Raw genomic sequence first — 25,992 nt, 5'->3', positions numbered from 1 at the left:
AACGAATACAACGTTTGAATTTTCCATTCGAGGTTGGTTAGCGTCATGTACCTATTCGAATCGGAGAAACAGAGCTTTATTTCGGTTGGCAAGAGGATACGGCGTTGGATCAGCCGATCGTGTGGACGAGTATCTGGATGCGATCTATAAGTTTTTTACGAAAAAAGATCTGTATCCGCTCACGTTTCTGGAGCCTGTAGGCAAGGATATACTGGAATCCGTGATGCAGAAAAAATACCCCCGGTTGAAGTCGTGCTTTGCTTATTCCTATATATTAAAGGAGGTATTCAGGATGCTTGATGAGTTGGAAATAGCCATAAAAGAGAGGATACAAGAGAGGTACGATATTCTGGCAGAACTTTATTCCATATGGTTTTCAGCAAGTGAGTCTGCCGTTGTTCCTAAAAGCGCATTCTACCAAACAGAACATATAGAAAAACATAGGGCGATAACCTATTTATCAGATAGAAAATATATTGTAGTTGATTCGGTAGAAAATGATGTTGAAATGGTGGCAATTACAATAACCTCCAATGGAATTGATTTTTACGAACAGGGATACCTGAGCGGAAAAGCTAAAGGCTTCCAAGTTGTATCTGATGTAAAAAGCATGGAGCAATAAAGAATAGAATCGCTGCTTCAAAATCGATTTCACAAGTTCAGTTTACTGATAAGGAGCCGTAAGGATGGAGTTATTCAAAGCGTTTAAAGAATGGTCTGATTAAAACGATGGTTAGATTGAGGATATTTCAAATTTCTTTTCTGTTGCATTACCTTCTGACTACATAGACTATACTTGAATCCATACCAAAAAAATCACCACCTCCATTGCGCCCGTCGATGTCATTCATCGGCTTCTCTGCAATGGAGGTGGTTTTGTTTTTTTTTCGCTCAAGTCATGCCTGCTTCTCGTAGAAAATGATGAACAATTTCCGTCTGGTACTTGATCCGTACAGCGCGTTTCAGGCTCCAGCACGTTTCCACGGTGATAGACTTCGCATGTAGCAACCTTGAAGCCGCTGTCCGAGCGGAGCCGGGCAACTCATGCCGCTTCAGATTAAAATGATGCTTGCCCACCAGTATAGAGCGGTTCATGCGCTCAATCACCCTGCGGCAGATCGGCACGCTGGAGCTACCGGGATTGGTGATCAGCGTTTGTCCAAGCACGCGTGGACTGAGCTGAGACAGACCATTTGCCTCATGCAGATCGAGCCACCAGTCAGGCTGATGCTCGCGTGCAAGCTTGAACACGGCGGCTGCCAGTGGATGCTTCGATTTTCCTGACTTGCGGCGAGGAAAGGTGCGGTTCAGGTCAGGTTTGCCTCTGATTTTTTTCGCATAAGCCTGCTGGTGGACTCTCGGCACAATAATCAAGGTTCCGCGATGAATCACACGCCGCCCCGAAGCACAATCATCTGCAAGCTTCTGTGCAGCAGCCATGCTCGCGGTTTCATTGCCATGAACTCCGGATGTAATCATCATGACGGGTCCGGGATTCGTTCCACGCACGATGTAATAAGGCGTAGCATAGGGACTGGGTGCAGCAAGAACATGTCTGGTCACAAGCATGACCCTCACCTCCGTTACTACAGTACGTCATGTCCCTCTCTCCTGTAACGGCGTTTGAACAGCCCTATAACCCGTTTCACTATAAGATAGGCCAACCCTTAGATTAATTAATATACTTTGTGTATAACATCCTCGAAGTCGGGTTCCTTCATCTCAATATCGTCAATCTCTCCCCACTGCTCCAGCTCTTTCAAAATATCCATCGTACGCCATTCCTTCCGATTCACCAGTGCCGTCAGCACCTGATTGTCCATACTTGTAACCTGAATGGCGGAAGGTAATGCATCTGGCAGTTGAACCCTTCCGCGGAAGGCGACACGGATCAATGTAGGCAAACCGATCGTATCTCGAAGGGAGGCGATGGTTCCGTCATAGGTCAGTTGTCCGTGGTTAATAACCATGACACGATTGCATAGCTGTTCGATATCATCCATGTCGTGGGTAGTGAGCAGAATGGTTTTGCCAAACTCTTCATTTAATGTGCGCAGGAACTGGCGAATATTTCGCTTCGCATTCACGTCCAGTCCGATGGTGGGTTCATCGAGAAAGAGCAGCTCTGGATCATGCAGCATGGATGCCGCCAGATCGGCCCGCATGCGCTGTCCAAGAGAGAGCTTGCGAACCGGAGTGGCCCAGAATGATTCGAGGTCCAGCAGTTCAGCAAACTGGGACAACCGTTTCTTTTTGACCTCCGAACTCACGCCGTACATCTCTGCCAAAATGTCATAGGAATCTTTCACGGGTAAGTCCCACCAGAGCTGACTTCGCTGTCCAAACACAACGCCGAGCTTGCGCACTGTCTTGCGCCTTTCCTCATGTGGATTCATCCCGCCAAGCATCACCTCACCCGCAGTCGGGTGAAGAATGCCTGTCAGCATTTTGATCGTAGTGGATTTGCCAGCCCCGTTGGGACCGATATAACCAACAAACTCTCCTTGCCTGACATCAAAACTGATATCACGTACCGCTTCTTTGGTTACATACTGGCGTGAAAACAAGGTGCGTACGCCTGAGAAGCGGCCTTCCCGCACGACAGGAGTTTTGAATTGTTTTTGCAGGTTGCGTGCTGTAATCATATTCATGTGTATTACGCCTCCTCCGTTAATTCATATAAATTGAAAAAATGATTTTACACAGACACTCCGATGACAGAATAACCTTCCAATCGCTGTTATCCCCAGATTTTTTGAATTCTTTTAATAAAGGTTAAAATCCGGTGATAAAGGCGAGCGCTTCGCTTTTCCAGGTTTTTTCTGTCCTCTCCGTTAATGTGTAAATATATCGTTCAACGTATATAACTTCTCTAACTACCCGTACTTTGATATTTGGTCATGCCGAACGCCCAGAAACGTAAGCTGGCAACTAAACATATCACCGCTACCGCAGCAATGACTGCCAACGCCCAAGCGCCGCCTTCGCCGCGAAGCAAGTAGAGGGATGGAATGTAGTTTACAAATCCTACAGGAATGACGGTCAGCAGAAGACCGGACATCCATTTGGGATAGAGGGTGAGCGGATATTGAGCCGCGGTACGGGCCGCATCCTCTGTGATGACTTGTAACTCTTCAATACGTGTCGTCCAGAAACCAAGTGTGGCTGTAGCGAGTCCGATGGAAAAAAGAATGATAGCTCCAGTCACAATGACAAACAGGGAGAGCGGAACAACCGTCCAGCCGATCTGCCCACTGTGCATCATGCCCGCAAGCGACCAGCATAGAATGAATCCACCTTGCAGTACTTCACCGATCATGATGCGGAAGTTCTGCGGCATCAGCGCGAGCAGGACAGGCATAGGTCGTGTCAGCAGTTGATCCAGCTCACCGCCCACCAAATATTTTTCCAAATGATGCACTTCATTTCCGAATGTGCGATATAGCGTTTTGGATAATGTCATAATCGCAAAAAGATAACCGATCTCATGTAGCGACCAGCCCTTGATCGCACCGAATTTGTGCAGTACTAACGCGACCATCAGAAATTCGGAGATTTGAATCAGAGCGGCCAGGATAGCTCCCAGCACGAAGTTGAACTTGTACTGCATGCGGCTGCGGATGCTGGTTCGAATGAGTATTTTATATAAGTGGAACCACGAGATAGGTTTCATCCCCCTTGCACCTCCACTTTACGACGTAACACTTTGGTGACGGCAAGGCAGAGCAGGGTCATGAAAACACACCAAAGCAAGGTTCCCCATAGGAAGGAGCCGTCTTCAAAACCAAGGTAAATTCGGGTAGGTACATAGAGTAAAAAGGGATAGGGCGACAGCCAGGCCAGTTGTTCCAGCCAGTTCGGCAACCATTCCAGCGGGATGAAGAAACCAGCCATCAGGTTCATCAAGGCATGATTGGCCCAGTGTAGCCAGGACGATTCCGTAGTCCACATGGATGTGACACCGATAATATAGTTCATGCAGATGGATAAGTATGCTGCGCCAGCAAGTGCAAGTGCGGCATAGCCCAGAGTCCAGGCCTCTGAAGGCCATTTCAGGGAAAAAACGATGGAGTAGAGAAGGTAGATGGGAAGGCTTTTGTACACGAATTGGTAGGCGATCTGCCCCCATTCCCGTGCCATCAGGTGAGTGAACAGATGTACCGGACGCATGAGATCCAGTGCAATCTGCCCTGTCCTGACACTGAGCGGAATACCGAGTCCGTTCGTCAGGAAACCTGAAATCCAGAGTGATGATTGCGTGAATGCAATGTAACTGATCATCCCCTGCACCCCGTATTCTCCGAGCTGGTGGTCGGCCCCGATGCCGATCCAGAGACAAGCATACATGTAACCAAACATGGCGCTTGCCAGGTTATGTACCATGTGTGCCCCGCGGTATTGCAGGTTTCGGGCGTAGGCTTTGGAAGCCAACGTGAAATAAAGCATATGACACCTCCGATAAGTGGATTGAACGGCGGACCCGTTCACTTCAGTCAAGGCGAAAAAGAGAGAAGGACAACAGCATACCAATTTATCCCTTCACAGGCAAGACATTTTTTTAGAGAATATTGGAACTTGAGGGATTGTTCATGAATGCGCCACAAGACAGGCGAGGGTCAAATCCTTTATAATTAAGAGGTAAAACCGCAAGCGTTTACAATTGTTTTTATTCAAATTTAAAATAACGGCCGGGCATGTGCCTGACGATGGGTAGATGATTACCAGCACGAACAATCCGGCAAGAGAGAAGGATGTCATGAAGAAAATTGCATGGGTCACCGACAGCACCAGTACACTGGATTCCGCTTTTGCGGAGCAAAATCATATCTATATCGTGCCGCTGCGCATTGTATTTGGCGAGGAGTGTTACCGGGAAACCGAAGAAATCTCGTCCGATACATTTTATGAGAAATTGGCAGTTTCTTCACGCGCGAGCAGTTCACAGCCGCCGATTGGTGAGTTTATCGAACTGTATGAATCCATTAAGGATCAGTATGATGAGATTATAACGATTCATTGCTCCACGGCACTTAGCGGAACGCTCCACACCTCGATGCAGGCAGCGGAGATGGCAGGCGTGACGGTTACCGCAATTGATTCAAGGGCAGGCGCTTATCCTCTTCGCGAGATGATTATGCAAGGTCTGGAATGGCAGAAGCAGGGGTGTTCCGCTTCCGAGATTAAACACCACATCGAACAGATGATTGATAACATGTCTTTTTATCTGATTCCTGCGAGTCTTCAAAATCTTCATCGCAGCGGTCGTGTGACCGGGACTCAACTGATCATCAGCCAACTGCTCAAAATACACTTGTTGCTTCGATTCGAAGAGGGCAAAGTGGTCGTGAACGAGAAGATTCGCACGTTTAAGCGGACCAAGGAGCGCATGCTCGAGATGCTGAAAAAGGACATGGAGAAGGTTAAACATGTGTGTATTATGCATGCAAACAACCAGGAGGAAGCACACACGATTAAACGACAAATCACTGAACTGCTTCCACGCTTGAAAACCGAGATTATGCCGTTTATCCCAGTGGTCAGCATTCATGCCGGGGCCGGTACAATCGGATTGTGCTGGATTCGTGGTGAACAAGCATAGCTGCAAGATAACTGTTGATCCACATCGTATCGTTTAGTGAACGAACGAAATCATAAATAACGTCATTAATAAACCTGATGGAGCACACTTCAACCCGAAGTGCCTGCTTGGTCAGGTTTTTTTGATCTGTCATTGCCAATTTCATCAAACTGTGAGGTAATAAAGAAAACGGTCTTATAGAATAGCTTCATAGAAAATGTTTTATGCCGGAGGGGAGTTTATGTCAAGTCATCGCTTGTTGCTTGTGGAAGATGATCGTTCGATTAGTGAGATGGTTGGTCCCTATTTGGAAAAAGAGGGCTTTGACCTTACATATGCCTATGACGGTCTGGAGGCAGAACGGCTGTTCAACGAGGCGAAGCCTGGTTTTGACCTGATTATTCTTGATTTGATGCTTCCGCATCGCAGCGGGATGGAAGTCCTGCAAACGATTCGCGCGAGAAGTCTGGTGCCCGTACTCATTCTATCTGCCAAAGATGGGGACGTAGACAAAGCACTGGGTCTTGGCTTCGGGGCTGACGATTACTTGAGCAAACCGTTCTCGCTGATTGAGCTGACAGCTCGCATCAAAGCGGCCATCCGCCGTGCCAATTACACTGCTCAGCCTGCGGAAGAAGAAGCCCACGACCACAGGATAATTCTCGGCGGACTTGTAGTGGACATGGAAACGTATGAGGTAGAGCGCGAGGGAGAGCCAATCAAATTAACGTCCAAGGAGTTTGGCATTTTAAAATTATTGGTCACCCATCCCGGTAAAGTGTTCACCAAGGCTCAGATATACGCGTCCGTCTGGAATGATCACTATTATGGCGATGAAAATATTATCAACGTACATATGCGCCGCTTGCGAGAAAAGCTGGAAGTTGATCCTTCTGCTCCACGCTACATTAAAACGTTATGGGGCATTGGATATAAGCTGGAGGCGGAGCCGGTATGATGATGATGCTCTGGTTGCTTGCGGTATCAACGATCCTGCTTGCGTGTGCTGTTATTGTGCTTGGACTACGCCTTCATAAACGAAGTAAGCATCTAACGTATATTCACAACAAAGTGTCGGGTATTCTCGAACAGGGCACGTTTGAACGTCTGCTTGTATTTGATAGTGATGCACAGGTAAGCCGGCTGTTAAACGACATGAACCGGTTGCTTGAACACGCCCATCTGGCTAAGGCTGACTATGCCAACCAGGAGAAGGAGATGCGTCATATGCTCTCCAACATTTCGCATGATTTGAAGACCCCGCTTACGGTTGTACTCGGGTACAGTGAAACGTTGCTGCACAGTTCATCTCTGACCGATACGGAGCGGAGGGTAATGACGGAGAAAATACAGGATAAAGCACAGGAAGTGCTGCGCCTGATGCATTCTTTTTTTGATCTCGCCAAGCTTGAATCGGGAGACCGTCAGCTGGAGCTTAGCCGGGTGAATATCAGTGAGTTGTGCCGGGTAAAAATGTTATCGTTTTACGAATTGCTTACAAAGCTCGGGTTACAAGTGGAACTGAGCATTCCAGAGCAGGATGTGTTCGTTCGCGCCAACGAAGAGGCACTGGATCGCGTGCTGGACAACCTGATCACCAATGCGATGAAATATGGCGCCGATGGCAAGGAACTCGGAATATCTATACTGAACAGAGAAGGAGAGCCCGTTACTGTGCAGGTATGGGACCGAGGAAAAGGTATCCCGGAACAGGAACACAGTCGTGTCTTTGAACGAATGTACACGCTGGAAGATTCCCGTAATCGGATGTATCAGGGCAGCGGTCTCGGCCTAACCATCACGAAGCGGCTCGTTGAACGGATGGGTGGACGTATTGATGTTCATAGCGTGCCACATCAGCGGACGGTGTTTTCTTTTACTTTGGAAGAAATGCAGGACGTGAACGGTCGAACTATATGAGTTGAACTATTGTTTTACATGTCATCGGAGTGGTCTGTGTAAATTCTTTAGTTCAACTGATATAGCACAGGTTCCAACTTAAGGTTTTTGTAAGATTTGATTAATAAAAAAGCAGACTTTTTTCTTTACAATACAGTTATAAGCACCCCAGGAGGGGGACGTAAAGGAGAATGACCAGATGAGTTATATTGCACGGACCATAAATCTTACCAAGGTGTACGAAGGAACAGAGGTCGTATCCGGTGTTAACATGAATATTAAGCAAGGCGAAATCTATGGGTTTTTAGGGCCGAACGGAGCAGGGAAAACAACATTAATGAAAATGTTAACCAACCTTGTTAAACCTACTGCGGGTGAGATCGAACTCTTCGGCGAAAAGTTAAACCCGGACTCTTATGAGTTATTGAAACGAATGGGCAGTATTATCGAGTATCCCTTTTTCTATGACAAACTGTCTGCATGGGAAAATCTTGATCTGCACTGTGAGTATATGGGATTCACGAGCAAACAGATGATTGGAAAACATATGGAAATGGTCGGTTTGAAGGATGCGGGCAGGAAACCTGTGAAGGACTTTTCTCTCGGTATGAAGCAACGTCTTGGTCTGGCTCGTGCTCTGATTACAACACCCGAGTTGTTAATTCTGGATGAACCGATCAATGGACTTGACCCGGTGGGGATCAAAGAGATGCGTGATCTCTTCAAACGATTGAGCACAGAATATCGCATTACGATGCTGATCTCCAGTCACATTCTGGGCGAAGTGGAGCAGGTTGCGGACACGGTTGGCATCATTCGCGAGGGAAGGCTTGTCGAAGAAGTATCCATGGAGAGTATCCGTGGCAGTCACACCGATTATATTGAAGTACAGGCTGCAGATCCTAAGAAAGCTGCATACGTCGTAGAACATTTGTTGCATCTGAGCAATTATAAGTTGTTCGATGAGCAGACGTTACGTGTCTATGACTCAGATATAACGGCTTCCGATCTTAACAGCAAATTGGTTCAGCACGGGGTTGCGGTGGAGTCGATCTCTAAACGTTCGCATTCCTTGGAAGAGCACTTCATGGGTCTGATGAAAGGGGCTGATGACGTTGCTTAAACTCATTCGTCTGGAATGGCGCAAGCATCGCTTTGCCCGGAATTTTGTGGGTGCAGGCATCGCCATTGTCAGCATTCTTCTATTTATGATTATGATTGGTGTTACAGATTTCGCGGCTGAAGATTATGCCTTTGCCGATTACCAGGGTGCCTTTATGCTAATTGATACATTTTCCAGAGCAGTGTTTATTATATTTGCTGGTTCCTTGATATCCAAATTGATCATTAGCGAGTATAGGGACAAAACGATGAATGTGATGTTTACCTATCCGATCAAGCGGCATAAAATTATCGCTGCGAAGTTAATGTTAGTTTTTATTTTTACGTTTACGATGATCATGTTTACGGACATTCTAATGGGTGTGCTCCTGCTGGCGGCCAATCAGTACTATGGTTTTATTACCGAGCCTGTAGAATCTGTTGCTTTGGGGCAGATCGTACTGAAATATACGATAAGTTCGCTCTCTGCTGCCGCCATGGCTCTGATTCCTCTATTCTTCGGTATGCGCAAGCACTCGGTAACGGCTACAATGGTTGCTTCGATTTTCCTTGTTCTCATCGTATGCGGGGGGGTCAGCGGTTCCAGTGGACCTACAATGTCGGTCAATAACATCATCGTAATTCCGTTGACCTTGGGTGCAATTGGCTTATGGATCGCTACACGTTCCATGACAAGGTTGGAAACCAAAGATCTGAATTAAGATATGATCTCTTTTGTGTTGAAAAAGCATGGCTGTATACAGCCTCACATGCCATTGACATCCGCTCGTACAAGGGATAGGATAGTGTCAACTGAAACACGAAGGAGAATAGAACGACCATGACGATTCCAAAAACGTTAACTATCGCTGGCTCGGATACGAGCGGTGGCGCAGGCATTCAAGCCGATTTGAAAACATTCCAGGAGCTGGGTGTATACGGCATGACCGTATTAACAACGGTTGTTTCCATGGAACCTGAGACATGGGATCACCAGGTCTTTCCTGTAGAATTAAATGTAGTCGAGGCTCAGCTTCGCACCGTCCTGGATGGGATTGGTTTTGACGCGATGAAAACGGGCATGCTCGGTTCAGTGGATATCATTGAGCTTGTTGCCAAACATATTCGCCGTAGCGGTCTGCCGCAAATCGTTATTGACCCAGTTATGGTGTGCAAAGGTACGGATGAGGTGCTGCAGCCAGAAAACACCGAAGCGATGATCGAATTTTTGCTCCCGGGTGCGGATCTTGTAACACCTAATCTCTTCGAAGCTTCCCAACTGGCGAAGAGCGGTCCGATTCGTTCCAAAGAGCAGATGGAAGCTGCGGCAGCGACCATTCACGCGCATGGTGCCAAACATGTTCTGATTAAAGATCGCGGTGTAATTAACCCGGGTAAAGCCATGGACTTGCTCTATGACGGAACCAATTATGATTGGTTCGAAGCTGATGTTGTCGGTTCCGGTTATACCCATGGTGCAGGTTGCACAACATCTGCAGCCGTTACTGCCGGGCTCGCTCGCGGACTTTCCGTGAAAGAGGCTGTACGTGAGGGGAAAGCTTTTGTAACCAAAGCGATTGCTGGCGGGTTCCCGTTGAACCGCTTCGTTGGACCTACACTGCATGTAGCACATCGTTTGGAGCACCAACGTTAATCAGCGTTTGGAATGCACTTGTCCAGAACAGGACGGGCCGCATCAGAGCGCATAATTTGAATAAAGCATATCCCAAATTTCATCTCAGGAGCGGTCAACGAACAGTGTAATACTAGTTGGCTGCTTCTTTTTTGCGTATTTTTGATAAAAAATAGTAACTTTTGGTATATATTAATCGTATATATGGTGGAGTCGATTACTCGGTATAACTGGATTGATCTGGATGAATCAGGACACATGAACGACACATTGAGCAGGTATGTTATCTATAGAAATAAAGAAGGAGAGTCGGTCATGATCAGAACCGTGCTTCTGGTAGAAGACGAAAGCCGCATTCGTGAGATTGTGGCCGATTATTTTATAAAAGAACAATGGAATGTTATTGAAGCGGAAGATGGAGTCCAAGCGCTGGAACAGCTGGCTTTGCATCAGGTAGACCTGGTCATTCTGGATGTACTGATGCCTGAAATGGACGGATGGACATTATGTGGTCATATTCGCTCTACTTCTGCCGTACCTATTATCATGCTAACCGCAAGGTCGGAAGACGATGACAAAATCCATGGATTCCAGTTAGGTGTAGACGATTATGTTACCAAGCCGTTCAGTCCCCGGGTTCTGGTTGCACGGGCTGAGACGCTGATGAAACGAGTGGAAGGTGCGATGGGGCGGGAGCAGGGGGTCATTCGTTTTGGCGATGTTATTCTCGATCCATGGGGTAGACGTTTGGAGAGAAATGGGATTGAAGTTGAGCTTGCACCGAAGGAATATGATCTGCTACTCTATCTGGCTCGGAATGCTGGCATTGTCTTATCCCGTGAAGCCATATTAAATCGGGTGTGGGGATTTGATTTTGAAGGGGATTCTCGTGTGGTAGATACGCATATCAAAAAGCTTCGCAGTAAACTGGGCGATGAAGCAAAGTGCATTCGTACTGTGATTGGTACGGGGTACCGTTTTGAGGCAGAAGAATGAGAAGAAATGGTGTAACGATGAAGCTGTTTCTGGTCATGGCCGGATTTGTGGTCCTGCTGTATGGGACAACGGTGCTTGCCCAACTGATCTGGTTCCCCGATTTTTACCAGCATCAGAAGATTAGCAGTATGAAAAAGAAGCTGTCCAAGTTTGAACAGCAATTCTCTGCCAGTCACTGGAGTGATATGCAACTCGCGAAGGAAATGGGCAGATTCATGCGGCAAAATCAGTCTCATCTCATTATTTTAACGAACACAGGCAAGCTGGTGGATGATCCCTTTCATATCACGCTTCTTCAGGAAGACGGCAAACGTGTGAAGGTATCTCTGTCGTTGTTCATTAATGGTGAAAACGCAGGCTGGATCAGGTCACATCTCAAATTTGGACAAAAACTGACCGTAAAGGGATCTTCCAGCGATCAGGGTAAAACTGAGCCTACGGTATATCCCTTCAAAATTCAAGATGCAGCTTCTGCTGCATGGGGCACAGAAACTTTTCAAGAATCGTTGCTACCTGTGCAGGAATGGACGGGAGTTCTGACGGAGGTTGTGTTACCGGATCTTGCTACCTGGAGTCAGAGACAAGGCCTGCTCGTGCAGGCTCTGGACAGTCGGTTCCCGTTGTCGTCAGAAGATCAGCAAAAGCTGTCTAATGGCAAAATGATTAATGAAGAATGGAAGGAAAGCTGGAGCGGAGTGCGTAACGTCGTTACCATTGCTCCTGTGCAACGTGTCGGCGCGGAACAACAGTTGATTTTCTCGCTCACCTCCCTGCAGGAGGTTCGGGAAGCGAATGAGGCTACTCGTTTATTCTATGCGTACTTCGGTATGGGCGCGTTTGTGCTGATTCTGTTGCTCGCCCTGTTATTGTCCAAAATCATAACGAAGCCGCTGCTCGCTTTGAATCATGTGGCGAAAAAGATGTCCACGCTGGATTTCACGGTCAGATCATCGATCCGGCGCAAGGACGAGATTGGTAGCCTTTCTGATAGTCTGAATGCTCTATCAGGCACACTGGGTCAGACGCTGGAAGAGCTTAAACAGGCGAATGAACAGATGCGTACCGACATGGAATTGAAACAGCAGATTGAACAGCGTCAGCGTAAGTTTTTTGCCGATGCTTCTCATGAACTCAAAACACCGATCAGTATTATCAAAGGATATTCTGAAGGGCTGAAAGACGGTGTGAGTGAAAACAAGCGGGAGCGCTACATTGAAGTCATTGTAGATGAAGCCATTAAGATGGAAACGATGGTTGAAGAAATGCTGGATCTGGTCCGACTGGAATCTGCTGCGATTCAACTGAATACCGGAGCGATTGCTTTGGCTGACATGATTGAAGATATTGCTGGGCGCCTCGGGCCTCAGCTGAAAGATAAAGGGCTTGAAGTGGTGCTTATATCCACGACGGAGCAGACGGTCGAAGGGGATCGAAGCAAGCTAGAGCAAGTGTTTTACAATATTATGATGAATGCTATACGTCACGCGGTTCCGCAAACCGATATAATGATTGAGATTAACAGGCATGAAGGTTGTGTTCACGTCACGATTGAGAATAAAGGTGAACACATTGCGGAAGAGGAACGGCAATATATATGGGAGAGGTTCTACCGTGTAGAGCGCTCGCGCAATCGCAAAATGGGAGGGACCGGGCTAGGCCTGGCCATTTCAAAACAGATTCTCGATCTGCACGGATGTGGTTATGGAGTGGAGAATACACCGGATGGCGTACGTTTTTATATTACATTTCCTAAAGCCTAGTATGAAAGGAAGTTAAATTTTATGAAGTCTTTACCATCCATTTTAACCTTGGGGAATTTAAGTTCGGGGATGCTCGCGGTCATTATGGCGATTCATGGGGAATTTGCCTTGGCTGTGACAATGATATGGGTAGCGATGTTCTTTGATTTATTTGATGGATATGCGGCACGCAAGCTTAATTGTGAAGGGGAATTTGGTAAAGCGCTTGATTCACTCGCTGATGTCGTTTCCTTCGGGACAGCACCTGTGCTAATTCTGTACCTTAATTCGATGACTGAAGTTGGTATGCTGGGCATGGTATTGACAGCACTGTTCCCGGTGTGCGGAGCGCTTCGTCTTGCAAGATATAACTGCCAGAAAACACCAGTTAGTGGTTTTGTCGGAATGCCGATTACATTTGCAGGTGGACTGATGTCCTTCTTCGCTCTATGGAGTCCTTATTTTAATCATGCTGTAGCATATCTTGTTATTGTGGTATTATCCGGTCTCATGGTTAGTCAAATCCGTTTCCCTTCATTGAAGCAAATACTGCCCTCTCATGAGAAGGATATTGTGGAACCGAAATAAGGAGCGAGTTAAGTTATGGAATTTGCTAAAGAAATTATTAGTCAATATGGGTATTTCGCAATATATGGTTTACTCGCTCTTGGTGTTATTGGGCTACCGATTCCGGATGAGGTGTTGATGACCTTTGTCGGTTATCTCGCCTCGATCTCCGTTCTGGATTATTCCGTATCCATCGCTGTCTGTTTTGGCGGGGCCTTTACGGGAGGCATACTGAGTTATACGATTGGCCGAAAAGCCGGCAGGCCCCTGTTTGACAAGTATGGTAAATGGATTGGGGTAAATGCCAAGCGATTTAGCAGGGTAGAAACGTGGTTTCTCAAATATGGCTCATGGTCCGTTATTCTGGGTTACTTCATCCCAGGCGTGCGTAATCTAATGTGCTGTTTTTCTGGCATGAGCCGCATGAGGATGGGGAAATATGCTGTTATTTCTGGAATCGGTGCATTTGTTTGGTGTGTTCTGTTTATCTCGATTGGTTTCTATGTAGGTGTGTTAACTTAGGCTGGACAAGCCTTGTAGCAGGCGGAGAGACGGGTTATACATGAAAGGGTACTTATAATCAGTGAATCCCCTGGAGGGTGTATGCCGCAGCAACAACAAACGGTTGAGAAGCGACTTAGCAAAACAGATTAAATAATACAACTTAGAATGGAAGACCTCTTCGTGTGTAAGGTGGTCTTTTTTTTGTTTTCCATTCGAGACAACCCAACCCTCTTATCTGTGCCAACCAGGGAGCCGATCTGATTTGCACATTGCAAACATCTGAGGACATCACTACCATACAGATGGAAACTCAGAAACAAAACATAAACGCAATACGAAGAAAGTAGAAATCTTCATTAGAAGTCTCCATTAGAAGTCTCCACAAACCTGCTAGAGTAAAGCCAATGAAATGTAAAACTCCTCCTGAAAATTCTAACGATCACAGATGAGCTTATTTGCACGATCCTGAGCTCTCTGAAATTCTAACGCTCACCAGGGAGCTTATTTCAGCAAAAACCCATGAATTAGGTCTGTTTTCGCACTAAATTATCGAAATAAGCTTCCCTGAGATCGTTAGAGATTAAAAAGGTGTGATATACGCCGAATAGCGTCTCTGGTGATCGTTAGAATTGCGGAGATGAGTGCACACATAAGGAAATACTTTCAACGTGACATAGCGTAGCCTCATTCACTCATAAATCAGCCACGAGCAAGTAATCATTAACATAAACAGTGCAATGCCCGTCCACATGCTTGCTTTACGGGATCAAACACAGTGGTTACACCACGGACCCACGTTTGCCAATTACGCCTAACTCCCGCACCACGGACCCACTTTCACTATGTATATGATAACACTAGCGATCACTGCACCTGGGACATTCGACTGCGTAGTCGAGCCACGTCCGAGACATATGCACTTACTCCGTTTTACATTCGTAGAGCATAAGTGCGATACCGCTGAATGCCGCTCGCAACATATATAATTTCTTGATCCAACAGGCTGCGGAGGACTCTTCTCGTATGTGCGTCAGAGATTCGCAGATGTGTTGCCAATTCCAAAGGTGTAAACGGCCGGATTATACGTCTCGCATACCGCACGGCCTCAGCATCCAACCAGTTGAGGGCTGCGGGCGCATCTGAAGCCATAAATTTTCCCATAAATGCTAGCACCAGTTGCTGACACTGTTTTGGTTCATCTTTAATGGAGAGGTAGGCAATCGGCAGGAAAAGCCAGTCTTCCAATGTTAGGAGACATTGTCGCCAGCATAGATCTTTGAAACGTCTCGCATCAAGATCACGAGCATGAGGCCCATAACCCTGAATCTCAATACCGCCTTTCACACCGTTCCCTGGTAAGTAGGCAAGATCCAGATAACGATAACCGTTGTGAAAATCTCGAACTTCCCACTCGGGATGCAAATGGTTGAAATTTTTCATGACGGGGAACCAGACGGAGCGCAAAAATTCCAATGTACCATGTTCAAGTCCATGTTCAATCCGTGATCGAACGCGGGGGTTGGTTTCTTTTGTGAGCAGAGTTCTCATCCATTCTTCATATGCTTCATCAAAGTTTTGGATTATTGTACTCATGGCATGATAACCTCCTAAGATAAGTTAGTGGGAAAATGTAAAAAGCCGCTTTACCCAATCTTTCCTGCCTCCATAATTGGAAGGTTGGAAAAATGGACAAAGCGGCGTGTGCTTCACGACCGATTAATTAATATCTATTTACTAACATCTATAGCTACTTTTTCTACAATAATTCCAAGTATAACCTAGACCCGGTTTTGATGCTACTCCCACTTACCTCCAGCGCCTACTAAGTTGTGTAGTTAATCGCATGAAGATTTTACAACGCAAGTATGAGTGAGTTCTAAAGAGTGAGTTAAGAGTGAGTTCATTATGGTAAGGATGTCTTGGGCTTAACACAGAAGTACCACTTTTACTATGAGTAAGTTTATGTCGGATTGGATGAACAACCAAGTCGTTTAACCGTTTCTGCTAAAAGAGAGCAACGCTTCCACGTACCATTCACCTCACCTGTTCAGATGAGGATCCTCAATCCCTTGTTCCACACGTTGTTCACCCTTTTTACGGGCAAACGTGATTTTGAGTAGCGGTGGTGTGACCAGTGTGGTGACGATGACCATAATAACCACGCTGGTAAAATATTCGGCATCCAGCAAGCCAGATGCAAGTCCAGTCGAGGCAATAATAAGCGCAACTTCACCTCTGGAGATCATGCCTGCACCGATTGCAATTGAGGAGGAGCGATCAAAACCAGTCAACCGAGCTCCGGCCCCGCCGCCGAGAAGCTTGGTGACAATGGCAACGATGCTGATGACGATGATCAGACCGATCTGTGAGCCTACGCCGTCAAAAGTTACATTCAGTCCAATACTAACGAAGAAAACAGGTACAAAAATACTGTACGCGATCGGTTCCACCTTTTGCTCCACTTCATGTTTGAATCCAGTTTGGGAAATCGCGATCCCTGCCGCAAATGCACCGATAATCCCTGCAACACCCATCCATTCTGCAAAATAAGAGAAGCCAAAGCAGATGATGAGTCCTGCCGTAATAACGGTTTCCGTTACCCGCAGAGGAGCCATCCATTTCATGATACGAGGTACAAGTAGCCAGCTTGCCGCAATGATGATGACAAAGAACAACAGCTTTTTACCAATCAACAAGCCGATGGAGACATCTCCGCCGCCTGTTCCGAGCACACTCATCATGACAGCGAGCAGTACAACGACGAGCACATCATCCACTACCGCTGCCCCCAGAATGGTGGTGCCTTCACGTGAACCGAGCTGGTTCATATCCTTCAAGGTTTGCACGGAAATACTTACCGAGGTGGCACAGAACAACAGACCAAAGAACAGTGCGTGTGTCTGAGACATGCCAAAAGCAACAGCCGAACTGTATCCTCCGATAAAAGGTAAGATGACTCCGCCCACTGCCACAGCGAAAGCGGACTTCCAGTTTTTCTTCAATTGCTCCAGGTCGGTTTCCAGACCGGCGATGAACATGAGCAATAATACCCCGATCTCGGCCATATAATGCACAAAATCACTTTTATCCACCCAGCCCAGTAGGGCAGGTCCAATGACAACACCCACAATAAGTTTACCCAGCACCGATGGCTGGCCTAACCGAACGGAGAGATCACCAGCCAGTTTGGTGAAGATCAAAATAAGGGCAAGAACTAAAATAAATTCCACAGATGGTTTCTCCTCTCTGATCGCGGCAACCTTAGAATATCCTTTCCAAGGGAAAACATCCCTGTTCCACCCAATTTGATCATAACAAAAGGCACGGAACAACGATAACAAGTTACCGTTCCATGCCTGTAAAAGACAAAGAGGGGCCCTTGGTGACAGGCTCCTCCATAGTCGACGCGTATGTGATTAAGTGCATTAATTATACCACAATTTAAGACTAGGGTAAAATCATACTCGCACGAAAAGGCATGAAAACAGTTTAAAACGGGCATTTATACGTAAGGACAGCCTGTTTTTGTTCAGAGTGTTGTCACTTAACAGCCCTGATTTGCCGCGATATAATGATATAGAACACAGAAAGTTAGGATATGAGGAGGATTTTGCATTGGCTAACAAGGAAAGAGGGAGTCTGAATGCTTCATCGAATCAGACAACCCCGACCAGTAATAAAAATTTCGCAGGTATCATTATTACCATCTCCATTCTTGCTAACGTTATCATCTTGTTATTGTTTTTCGCACCATCGATCGGGTACAAAGGTGAGGTTACGTTCGACATCACCGTGTTGCCACGCTTCAATGCCGTGTTTAACAGCTTTACCTTTATCTTTTTGCTGGCTGCGCTGATTGCGATTATCAAACGTAACGTCAAGCTGCATAAACGCTTTATTTTGGCGGCATTTTCAACCACGTTGCTGTTCCTGGTGACGTATCTGACGTTCCATTATCTGTCTCCGGAAACGTCCAAGTTTGGTGGCGAAGGTATTGTTCGTTCGATCTACTTCTTCATTTTGATCACACACAGCATTCTGGCTGCCCTGATCGTGCCACTTGCGCTCTTTACGCTCGTATGGGGCTGGACAAACCAGTTGCAGAAACACCGTAAAATCGCACGCTGGACCATGCCAATCTGGCTGTATGTCAGTTCTACAGGTGTAGTCGTTTACTTGATGATGGCACCGTATTATTGATTTCTTTTTATGCCATTAACGATATCCACCAATTACGCGCAGGGCTAATGATGTATAATTTCGCTGGTTCTGCGGGTAATGTATCCAAGGAAGGAGGGTCACGTGATGTACAGGATAGTGTTGATTCGCCATGGACAGAGCATGTGGAACGTGGAAAACCGCTTTACGGGTTGGACGGACGTGGATCTGACCGAGGATGGGTATGGTGAAGCGCGCAAGGCCGGGAAAATCCTGAAAGAGCAGGGGTTTGATTTTGACTGTGCCTACGCTTCGGTATTGAAACGTTCCATTCGTACACTCGACATTGCGCTGGATGAAATGGACTTGATGTGGATTCCGATTGAGAAGACGTGGAAGCTGAACGAGCGCCACTATGGTGCGCTGCAAGGACTGAACAAGCAGCAGACGGCTTTGAAATACGGGGAGGATCAGGTTCACGAATGGCGTCGTTCCATTAACATTTCCCCACCACCTCTGGATGAGAATGACGACAGATATGTGCAGGATCTGGACAAGTACAAGCGCCTTGGCTGCACCATCCCGCGTACGGAGAATTTAATGGATACGTCCAAGCGGGTGTTGGAGTACTGGGATGCAGAGATTAAACCGATGGTTTCTTCGGGAAAAAGAGTGCTGATCTCCGCGCATGGCAATACGCTCCGTTCACTTGTCATGCATCTGGACCAATTGTCCGAAGCAGACGTGATGGCGCTCAACATCCCGACTGGCATTCCGCTGGTCTATGAGTTGAACGAAGAGCTGCACCCGACCGGTCATTTTTATCTGACCGCCGATGGCTCGACCTACAAGCATGAAGAGATGAGCCAAGTAGCCCGACCATCCGACTGATGACGCGGGGTTAGGGCAACAGGACTCAATAAAGCATATGAAACCACTACATGTTTCCTTATAAGCTCCTAACCTAATGGCTCACATATGGATTCAAAATAAAGTCCTGTATGGCTCATATAGGCTCACGTTACGGAGCATAATAACCGAGCAAAAGATGATTACCGAACCATTCTTCATTTCGGTGATCATCTTTTTTTGTACTGCTCAATCGTATAACTGGGTGTGCCAGTTGGAGAAATATTTTATTTTTTACAGGCAGGCAAGCTTGGATATCGTTTCGTTTGTGCTAGATCGGGTAAAACTCAAACAAGACACGATGTACATGAATCCAGAAGGAGGAGAGTTACATGTCGAAACGCAAATTGCTCATGACGGCGATTGGAGCTGGCGTGACGTATCTGATGAGGAATAAACAGGCCAGGGACAAAGTCATTAGCACCGTATCTAATATGGTGAAAAAGAACGGATCATCATCTCGTACCGCAAGACCGCGGGTAGAGGTTAGCAACCAAGAGTGGAGAAATTGAGTAATCCAGGAGTCTTACATGACGGCTAACCAATAGCGTGGGCAGTGTAAGGAAGCCCTGTTATCTGTTCGATACACGTAAAAGTAAATAAACGTACTTGCTTGCTACTAGCAGGCGCATATGGTGAGCAACATCAAAGAGACCTGGGACGATCGTTCCGGGTTTTTCTTATGTGCGTCTGAGCATCACTGGAGATTGCACACTATGCGATTTTTTCCATGAAGAATGATACAATGAATACTTGCAGAACGTATGGAGAGGAGATGCACTTGTGGATAAAGGTCAAATGGGCACTTCTATGAAGAAAAATCGTTTGGGTAATTCGGAATTGATGGTGGGGGAGATCGGACTGGGCTGTATGTCGCTCGGAACGGAACTGAAACCTGCAGTGGAGCTGATTCACGAAGCATTGGATCTCGGGGTTAATCTGCTGGACACAGCTGATCTGTATGATGCCGGACGGAACGAAGAGATTGTGGGACAAGCGATCAAAGGGCGCCGGGATCAAGTCATTCTGGCAACGAAAGTGGGGAACCGCCGTATTCCTGGCAAAGAGGGCTGGTCATGGGACCCGTCCAAAGCTTATATTAAACAGGCCGTGCATGAAAGCCTCAAACGACTGCAGACCGATTACATTGATCTGTATCAGCTTCATGGTGGCACGCTGGATGATCCAATCGCTGAGACCATTGAAGCGTTTGAGGAGTTGAAGAAGGAAGGACTTATCCGATACTACGGCATCTCTTCCATTCGTCCGAACGTGATTCGGGAGTATGTAGAGAAATCATCCATTGTCAGCGTGATGAATCAATACAGTGTAGTGGATCGCCGGGCGGAAGAGGAAGTATTACCTTTACTTGAGCAAAAAGAAATCAGTATCATCGCTCGCGGCCCGGTTGCCAGTGGTGTACTGGCAGCATCGGGAACGGCGAAGGCAGACAAAGGATATCTGGATTATACGCCAGAGCAGTTGCATCACATCCGCCAAGGCCTGGCTGGACTGGTCACAGATGATCGCAGCATGGCACAGACGGCAATCCGTTATGCGCTTGCGCAACCTGCCGTTGCTGCTGTCGTTCCAGGAGCCAGTTCCAGAACACAATTGTTGCATAACATTGCCGCTGCTTCATCGGCCCCGCTCACCCCTGCCGAGATTCAGGCTATACGGGAGCAGAGTCCTGCTAACCGTTACACGCAGCATCGTTAATGGGTGGGTTACCTGTTTTCAAGTGTAACTATTTGAGGTACAATAAAAGTACCATCTCTACACAAAGTACAGTACAACTATTAACTAGAACGACATAAGGAGAGAATAGATATGGAAAGAATTCAAAGTGAACAGCAATATCGCGACCTGATTAACTCCGACGGAATGACGGTCATTAAATTTGATACAACGTGGTGCCCGGACTGCAAAAACCTGGATCGGTTCATCGGTGACGTTATTGATCAGCATACGGATAAAACCTTCTATGCACTGGATGCAGAAGAATTCCAGCCGTTTGCTGAAGAGAACGGTGTACGTGGCATTCCAAGCCTGCTGGTGTTCCAGAACGGCAAAAAGCTTGCACATCTTCACAGCAAATGGGCAAAAACCCCTGCACAAATCTCGGAGTATCTGGAGACACTTGAATCCAAAGTGTAAGCGGAATAGCCTTATATGTGACAATTGATATTGATATTGCTCAATTAACCCTATGTATCGTTTCAGACCATAACCACATCCCCTGCTTGTCTTCAGACATGTAGGGGATTTTTTAGTTCTGCTATAGCACCTTGTTTAGAATTTGTTCAGTATCGTTCGTTATACTTAATAGAACAAACTGAATATTGGAGTGAACAAGAGCCACATGAACAGAGAAATATTGGATGAGATGCACCAATTAAGCCATAATGATGATCGCAGGTATCATTTACTTATGGCTGGTGTCAAACAAATGTTACATGAACAGAAGCTGAACAGATATCGTTGGTTAGGAAGACTGAAGGAGCGGAAGAGACAGCGAAACATACAGGCTGACCGATGGGAGTAACGATCTAACTTCCTGAACATGCCATAGAAATATCATGATGGTACATTTACATATGAAGCGATAGCAAAATGGCGGCCCGACTTCCGTGAGGAAGACAGGGCCGCCATTTTCCAATTAAAATCAACGGATCTGTTTGATGTTTGATATGAATTGAACTGTGTTTACACAGATTCCATTACATCATCAGGATCACAAAGAATACAGCTGCAAGTACAAAGCGGTACACAGCGAAGACGGTCAAGCTTAATCTTTTCAAAATAGACAGGAATGTCTTAATCGCCAGCATGGCAACGATGAACGCTGCGATAAATCCGATCGCAAAGATCAGAAAATCATCGCTGTTCAGATGATCGATGCTTTTGTACATATCATATCCCGTGGCACCAATCATAATTGGAACGGACACGAGGAAGGTGAACTCTGCCGCAGCTACCCGGCTGATTCCGGCAAACAAGCCGCCCGAGATCGTAGAGCCGGAACGGGAGAAGCCTGGCCACAACGCCAAAATCTGAAACATCCCCACAGCAAATGCCTGTTTGTAGGTAATATCGTCTACATCATGTGTGGTAATCCGTGAGCTCTTATGGCTCCAGCGTTCAGCTACGATCATCAATATACCACCGATCACAAGGCTGTACAGTACGGTTTGCGGACCAAACAAGTGAGCCTTGATCCAGTCCCGGAACACAAGTCCGATGACAACAGCAGGAACCATCGCCAGGATGATATGTCCCAGATTAAGGCGTCGGGAATACGGCCTTTTGCCCCCGGTGAAGCGAAACATATCAATGAATTTGTTCCAGTACAGTACAACAACAGCCAGTACAGCACCAAGCTGGACAACCACCTCAAACGTTTTGACTGACTCGTTGTCCTCTGATAGACCCAGCAAGTGAGCTGTCAGAATCATGTGTCCTGTAGAGGACACGGGCAAAAACTCAGTCAAACCTTCGATGATGCCCATAATAATGGATGATATAAAGTCCAATTCTCTTCCTCCTTGAAATGCAGATGACAGCAGCCACAAGGCCTGTCCTGCTATAACGATGTCTGTCCTTTCGAACAAGACTATCCTCTATTATGCTCAGAATTGCCTCCCACTTCAACTCTATGCTTGTAACCCGTTGTTTAAAACTATATTGACAAAAACCTAGTTATCCCATAGGATATACATTAACTGACTGACTGATCAATCGGGAGGGTAAAGAGCATGGCCAAAGTTAACGGTTTGGGACCCGGAGAAGAACGAAGGGACCAAATTATTCGCATAGCGATGGAACGATTCGCAACTCAAGGGTACCATCAGACGAAAATCTCTGATATTGTTCGCGAAGCTGGAGTCGCTCAAGGCACCTTTTACTGGCACTTCAAGAGCAAGGAAGCCATTGCTTCCGAGATTTTGTTAACGGGCAGAGAACAACTACTTGAAGCAATCGGGCAGGGGTACCGGAAGGATGCCGGGTCGGTTGAAGATATGGTGAAGGCCTCGGAGAAGCTGTTTACAAACTTGTTCACCTTTGCTGCGCAGAACCGATATTTCATGGAGTTGTTGCTTAAGGGCATCGTGACCGAGGAATCCGTCCAGAGGTTAGTTGAAGAGACTCGTAATGCCGTGGAGACAGCATTCCGTCACAATATGGAGCGTGCCATTGAACTGGGGATGTTGCCGGCAGATATGAATGTACCCTTACGTGCGGCATTGCTTGTAAGCATGATCGAGGGCATGATCTCGCGCTGGTTATTCGGCTCAGACGCACTGCACAGCCGTTTCACGGAGATGAGTGCTACAGCGTTAGCAGCTGAAGCGGCGAGTTTTGAGTTTTACGGCCTGCTCGGTACATAATGTCGGCAAGGGCCGGGGCTTTACTTTTCAGGCAAAAGAGGCAGGAAGGATTCACATTTAACACACTTCTTCACATGATTAAGCCAGTCACAGGGAATAATGGAATCACCAAGAGAACATAAGATGAATGAGAGGAAGTTAACGTCATGAATAACACATATGGAACTAAAATTCGCAAAGGGTGGTCTATCACCGCGATTCTGCTCATGGTTGTGCTCGTACTGAGTGCTTGCGGTAGCAAACCCGCGGCGGAGAATGGCAATACAAACAATGCAGCACAGTCTGGTGGCAACGAACTGGAACAGATCAAATCAGCAGGTGTCATGAAAGTCGGCATGATGGGTACGTATCGTCCATACAACTTCCTGAATGACAAGAAAGAAATGGACGGATTTGATGCGGATATCGCACGTGAAGTAGCGAAGCGTCTTGGCGTTAAGTTTGAGTTTGTATCTCAGGAGTTCTCCGGTCTGACACCAAGTCTGCAAGCGAAAAAGCTGGATGCGATTATCAGCCAAATGACGATTACGGACGATCGCAAAAAAGTGCTGGATTTCAGTGATCCGTACATCACCAACCAGGTCAAAATTATTGTCAAAGAAGACAACAACGATATTACGAAACTGGAAGATTTCAAAGGCAAAACAATCGGTGTAGGTTTGGGCACAAACGATGAAACGTACCTGCGCAACGAAGTGTTGCCCAAAGTCGGAGATTTTACAATCAAAACGTATGATGATGTTATCTCATCTCTGAAAGACCTGAACGCAGGACGGATCGATGCAACGATCAACAACCTGTATGCGTTGAAACCTATCGTAGATGCGAATGGATTCAAAATTAAAGCTGTTGGCGAAGCAATCAAGAGTGACCAGGCAGGGATCGCGGTGCGTAAGGACAACCCTGAACTTGTAGCGGCACTGAACGATGCACTGAAAGGCATGAAGGATGACGGCACGTACAATACCATTTTCAAAAAATGGTTTGGTGAAGAGCCTGCGCAATAATGAACCTGCAAGGCGAAGGGAAGTTTGATCCATGGAACTGATATTCGAAAATATCCCCTTCTTTTTGAAGGGGGCTTATTATACGCTTTATGTTACGGTGATCTCTATGTTTTTTGCCTTTATTATCGGGGTGCTTGTAGCCATTGCCAGGCTTAAAGGACCGATGTGGCTAAGATTGATCGCCAGATTTTATGTATCCATCATGCGGGGAACCCCGCTGCTGGTGCAATTATTCGTTATCTATTACGGGCTTGTGGACTACGGCGTAACTCTCGGGTCACTAACGGCCGCTTGTCTTGGTCTCAGTCTGAACGCGGGGGCTTTCCTGTCGGAAACGTTCCGCGGTGCGATTCAAGCTGTACCGAAAGGGCAAACGGAAGCGGCATACGCTACCGGTATGACTCCAGCACAGGCGATGAGACGGATCATTTTCCCGCAGGCTGTGCGCATTGCCATTCCACCGATGGGGAATACCTTTATCGGAATGCTCAAGGAAACATCGCTTGTTGCTGCAATTGGCGTTACCGAGCTGTTGCGGTCTGCGCAGCTTCTGGTTTCGCAGTATGCGCTCAACATGCCATTTTATCTGGCAATCGGCGTGATTTATTGGATTATGAGCATCGGTTTCTCGGCCATTCTGGAACAAGTGGAGCGCCGGCTGGCCCGGGCTTACTAAAGGGGGAGAGAACCGGGTGATTACTACAACTGGATTAACCAAACGTTTTCAAAATCATGAAGTGCTCACCAATATCGATATGCATGTAGATGCCAAGGATATTGTTGTCCTGCTGGGTCCCAGTGGCTCAGGCAAAAGTACACTGCTACGCTGTCTCAATGGACTCGAACAGTTGTCTGGCGGACAGATCGAAGTGAACGGCATTGTGGTAAACAGCGCAGATCCGCTGCGTGTGCAACGTGCCCGGGTGCTGGAGATTCGTCGCCAGACCGGTATGGTGTTCCAGCAGTTTAACCTGTATCCGCACAAGACGGTGCTTGGTAATGTTATGGAAGGTCTTGTGACGGTGAAAAAAATAAAGCGGGACGAAGCCGCCGAACGTGGCCGGCTTTTGCTGGATCGTGTAGGGCTGTCGGATAAGCAGGATGCTTATCCTTCCCGTTTATCCGGTGGACAACAGCAACGCGTAGCCATTGCACGGGCACTGGCGATGGAGCCGGAAGTGATGCTGTTTGACGAACCGACCTCGGCCCTCGACCCCGAACTGGTTGGAGAGGTGCTGTCGGTGATGAAAGAGCTGGCGCAGGAAGGCATGACGATGCTGGTCGTGACACACGAGCTGAAATTTGCCCGGAACGTGGCGAACAAAATTGTCTTTATGGCAGACGGCTCCATTGTGGAGACAGCTAGCCCTGAAGCCTTTTTTGAACATCCGGAGCAAGAGCGTACACGCCAGTTCCTGCGGCAGATTACCGAATTTTAAACCACCCACTGATGGGAAGGTTATTCTGTCATCGCAGTGTATGTGTAAACTACTATAGAAAGAAGGAAGACATC

General features: G+C 46.9%; 28 protein-coding genes. 21 read left to right on the top strand and 7 right to left on the bottom strand.

Going from position 1 to position 25,992, the window contains the following annotated elements; translation table 11 throughout:
* Positions 1-121 precede the first annotated feature (121 nt).
* Positions 122-622, top strand: a complete 501-nt coding sequence (locus H7T88_RS27735) for a hypothetical protein (RefSeq protein WP_221791589.1) — start codon at positions 122-124, stop codon at positions 620-622.
* Positions 623-891: 269 nt separating this feature from the next.
* Here H7T88_RS27735 and H7T88_RS27730 read toward each other — a convergent pair whose 3' ends face one another.
* The 4 genes from H7T88_RS27730 to H7T88_RS27715 form a co-directional block, all read right to left on the bottom strand.
* On the bottom strand, positions 892-1,569 hold the full coding sequence (locus tag H7T88_RS27730; protein WP_221791587.1) for a M14 family metallopeptidase: 678 nt from the start codon (positions 1,567-1,569) through the stop codon (positions 892-894).
* A gap of 107 nt (positions 1,570-1,676) precedes the next feature.
* A complete protein-coding gene (locus H7T88_RS27725) occupies positions 1,677-2,645 on the bottom strand; it encodes an ABC transporter ATP-binding protein (RefSeq protein WP_221791626.1) in 969 nt (322 codons plus the stop codon).
* Between the two features lie 227 nt (positions 2,646-2,872).
* The gene (locus H7T88_RS27720) at positions 2,873-3,673 is read right to left on the bottom strand and encodes an ABC transporter permease (RefSeq protein ID WP_221791585.1); all 801 of its coding nucleotides are present in this window, start codon (positions 3,671-3,673) and stop codon (positions 2,873-2,875) included.
* Entirely contained in the window at positions 3,670-4,446 is a 777-nt protein-coding gene (locus H7T88_RS27715; protein ID WP_090924301.1) for an ABC transporter permease, read from the bottom strand. The genes H7T88_RS27720 and H7T88_RS27715 overlap by 4 nt, the downstream gene beginning before the upstream one ends.
* Positions 4,447-4,714: 268 nt before the next feature.
* Between H7T88_RS27715 and fakB the strand changes: the two genes are divergently transcribed.
* From fakB to H7T88_RS27665, 10 genes are all read left to right on the top strand, one after another.
* Positions 4,715-5,599, top strand: a complete 885-nt coding sequence (fakB, locus tag H7T88_RS27710; protein WP_312027668.1) for a fatty acid kinase binding subunit FakB — start codon at positions 4,715-4,717, stop codon at positions 5,597-5,599.
* Positions 5,600-5,819: 220 nt separating this feature from the next.
* Positions 5,820-6,536, top strand: coding sequence for a response regulator transcription factor (locus H7T88_RS27705; RefSeq protein ID WP_154891757.1), 717 nt, complete (start codon positions 5,820-5,822; stop codon positions 6,534-6,536).
* A gap of 2 nt (positions 6,537-6,538) precedes the next feature.
* Positions 6,539-7,498: a sensor histidine kinase gene (locus tag H7T88_RS27700; RefSeq protein WP_423246163.1), complete on the top strand. Its 960-nt coding sequence runs from the start codon at positions 6,539-6,541 to the stop codon at positions 7,496-7,498.
* Positions 7,499-7,676: 178 nt separating this feature from the next.
* Complete coding sequence (locus H7T88_RS27695; protein WP_221791583.1) at positions 7,677-8,600, top strand: ABC transporter ATP-binding protein; 924 nt, start codon at positions 7,677-7,679, stop codon at positions 8,598-8,600.
* Positions 8,593-9,300 carry an ABC transporter permease gene (locus H7T88_RS27690; RefSeq protein ID WP_221791581.1) on the top strand — a complete coding sequence of 236 codons (708 nt, stop codon included), beginning with the start codon at positions 8,593-8,595 and terminating at the stop codon, positions 9,298-9,300. The genes H7T88_RS27695 and H7T88_RS27690 overlap by 8 nt, the downstream gene beginning before the upstream one ends.
* A 119-nt stretch (positions 9,301-9,419) precedes the next feature.
* The gene (thiD, locus tag H7T88_RS27685) at positions 9,420-10,232 is read left to right on the top strand and encodes a bifunctional hydroxymethylpyrimidine kinase/phosphomethylpyrimidine kinase (RefSeq protein WP_090924296.1); all 813 of its coding nucleotides are present in this window, start codon (positions 9,420-9,422) and stop codon (positions 10,230-10,232) included.
* 294 nt (positions 10,233-10,526) lie between these two features.
* Positions 10,527-11,207: a response regulator transcription factor gene (locus tag H7T88_RS27680; protein WP_090924295.1), complete on the top strand. Its 681-nt coding sequence runs from the start codon at positions 10,527-10,529 to the stop codon at positions 11,205-11,207.
* Positions 11,204-12,967, top strand: coding sequence for a sensor histidine kinase (locus H7T88_RS27675; RefSeq protein WP_221791578.1), 1,764 nt, complete (start codon positions 11,204-11,206; stop codon positions 12,965-12,967). The genes H7T88_RS27680 and H7T88_RS27675 overlap by 4 nt, the downstream gene beginning before the upstream one ends.
* Before the next feature lie 21 nt (positions 12,968-12,988).
* Entirely contained in the window at positions 12,989-13,534 is a 546-nt protein-coding gene (pssA, locus tag H7T88_RS27670) for a CDP-diacylglycerol--serine O-phosphatidyltransferase (RefSeq protein ID WP_221791576.1), read from the top strand.
* Between the two features lie 15 nt (positions 13,535-13,549).
* Complete coding sequence (locus H7T88_RS27665; protein ID WP_221791574.1) at positions 13,550-14,035, top strand: DedA family protein; 486 nt, start codon at positions 13,550-13,552, stop codon at positions 14,033-14,035.
* A 912-nt stretch (positions 14,036-14,947) separates the two neighbouring features.
* On the opposite strand, the gene H7T88_RS27660 is transcribed toward H7T88_RS27665, so the two are convergent.
* Both H7T88_RS27660 and H7T88_RS27655 read right to left on the bottom strand, forming a co-directional pair.
* Positions 14,948-15,610: a transcriptional regulator gene (locus tag H7T88_RS27660; protein WP_260511186.1), complete on the bottom strand. Its 663-nt coding sequence runs from the start codon at positions 15,608-15,610 to the stop codon at positions 14,948-14,950.
* Positions 15,611-16,056: 446 nt separating this feature from the next.
* On the bottom strand, positions 16,057-17,247 hold the full coding sequence (locus tag H7T88_RS27655; RefSeq protein WP_090924936.1) for a cation:proton antiporter: 1,191 nt from the start codon (positions 17,245-17,247) through the stop codon (positions 16,057-16,059).
* A gap of 385 nt (positions 17,248-17,632) precedes the next feature.
* Here H7T88_RS27655 and H7T88_RS27650 point away from each other — a divergent pair, with 385 nt between their 5' ends.
* The 6 genes from H7T88_RS27650 (at position 17,633) to H7T88_RS27625 (ending at position 21,629) form a co-directional block, all read left to right on the top strand.
* Entirely contained in the window at positions 17,633-18,217 is a 585-nt protein-coding gene (locus H7T88_RS27650; RefSeq protein WP_423246162.1) for a DUF420 domain-containing protein, read from the top strand.
* Between the two features lie 105 nt (positions 18,218-18,322).
* Positions 18,323-19,066 (top strand): 2,3-diphosphoglycerate-dependent phosphoglycerate mutase, encoded by a 744-nt coding sequence (gene gpmA / locus H7T88_RS27645; protein WP_090924937.1) that lies wholly within the window; start codon positions 18,323-18,325, stop codon positions 19,064-19,066.
* Positions 19,067-19,416: 350 nt separating this feature from the next.
* Entirely contained in the window at positions 19,417-19,596 is a 180-nt protein-coding gene (locus H7T88_RS27640) for a hypothetical protein (protein ID WP_090924938.1), read from the top strand.
* 298 nt (positions 19,597-19,894) lie between these two features.
* Positions 19,895-20,803 carry an aldo/keto reductase gene (locus H7T88_RS27635; protein ID WP_221791618.1) on the top strand — a complete coding sequence of 303 codons (909 nt, stop codon included), beginning with the start codon at positions 19,895-19,897 and terminating at the stop codon, positions 20,801-20,803.
* A 111-nt stretch (positions 20,804-20,914) separates the two neighbouring features.
* Positions 20,915-21,241 (top strand): thioredoxin family protein, encoded by a 327-nt coding sequence (locus H7T88_RS27630; RefSeq protein WP_123065907.1) that lies wholly within the window; start codon positions 20,915-20,917, stop codon positions 21,239-21,241.
* A gap of 205 nt (positions 21,242-21,446) precedes the next feature.
* Positions 21,447-21,629 carry a hypothetical protein gene (locus tag H7T88_RS27625; RefSeq protein ID WP_090924942.1) on the top strand — a complete coding sequence of 61 codons (183 nt, stop codon included), beginning with the start codon at positions 21,447-21,449 and terminating at the stop codon, positions 21,627-21,629.
* Positions 21,630-21,804: 175 nt separating this feature from the next.
* Here H7T88_RS27625 and H7T88_RS27620 read toward each other — a convergent pair whose 3' ends face one another.
* Entirely contained in the window at positions 21,805-22,593 is a 789-nt protein-coding gene (locus tag H7T88_RS27620) for an undecaprenyl-diphosphate phosphatase (RefSeq protein ID WP_240037061.1), read from the bottom strand.
* Between the two features lie 246 nt (positions 22,594-22,839).
* Here H7T88_RS27620 and H7T88_RS27615 point away from each other — a divergent pair, with 246 nt between their 5' ends.
* The 4 genes from H7T88_RS27615 (at position 22,840) to H7T88_RS27600 (ending at position 25,918) form a co-directional block, all read left to right on the top strand.
* Entirely contained in the window at positions 22,840-23,472 is a 633-nt protein-coding gene (locus tag H7T88_RS27615) for a TetR/AcrR family transcriptional regulator (protein ID WP_154891750.1), read from the top strand.
* A gap of 146 nt (positions 23,473-23,618) precedes the next feature.
* Complete coding sequence (locus H7T88_RS27610; protein ID WP_221791571.1) at positions 23,619-24,479, top strand: transporter substrate-binding domain-containing protein; 861 nt, start codon at positions 23,619-23,621, stop codon at positions 24,477-24,479.
* A 31-nt stretch (positions 24,480-24,510) separates the two neighbouring features.
* Positions 24,511-25,155 carry an amino acid ABC transporter permease gene (locus H7T88_RS27605; RefSeq protein WP_123065900.1) on the top strand — a complete coding sequence of 215 codons (645 nt, stop codon included), beginning with the start codon at positions 24,511-24,513 and terminating at the stop codon, positions 25,153-25,155.
* A gap of 16 nt (positions 25,156-25,171) precedes the next feature.
* The gene (locus tag H7T88_RS27600) at positions 25,172-25,918 is read left to right on the top strand and encodes an amino acid ABC transporter ATP-binding protein (RefSeq protein ID WP_145405987.1); all 747 of its coding nucleotides are present in this window, start codon (positions 25,172-25,174) and stop codon (positions 25,916-25,918) included.
* Positions 25,919-25,992: the final 74 nt, after the last annotated feature.

The organism is Paenibacillus cucumis (ex Kampfer et al. 2016), assembly GCF_019748695.1.
Classification (GTDB): domain Bacteria; phylum Bacillota; class Bacilli; order Paenibacillales; family Paenibacillaceae; genus Paenibacillus; species Paenibacillus polysaccharolyticus.
The sequence above is the reverse complement of the archived record's forward strand: the minus strand, read 5'-3'. Positions and strand labels throughout refer to the sequence as shown.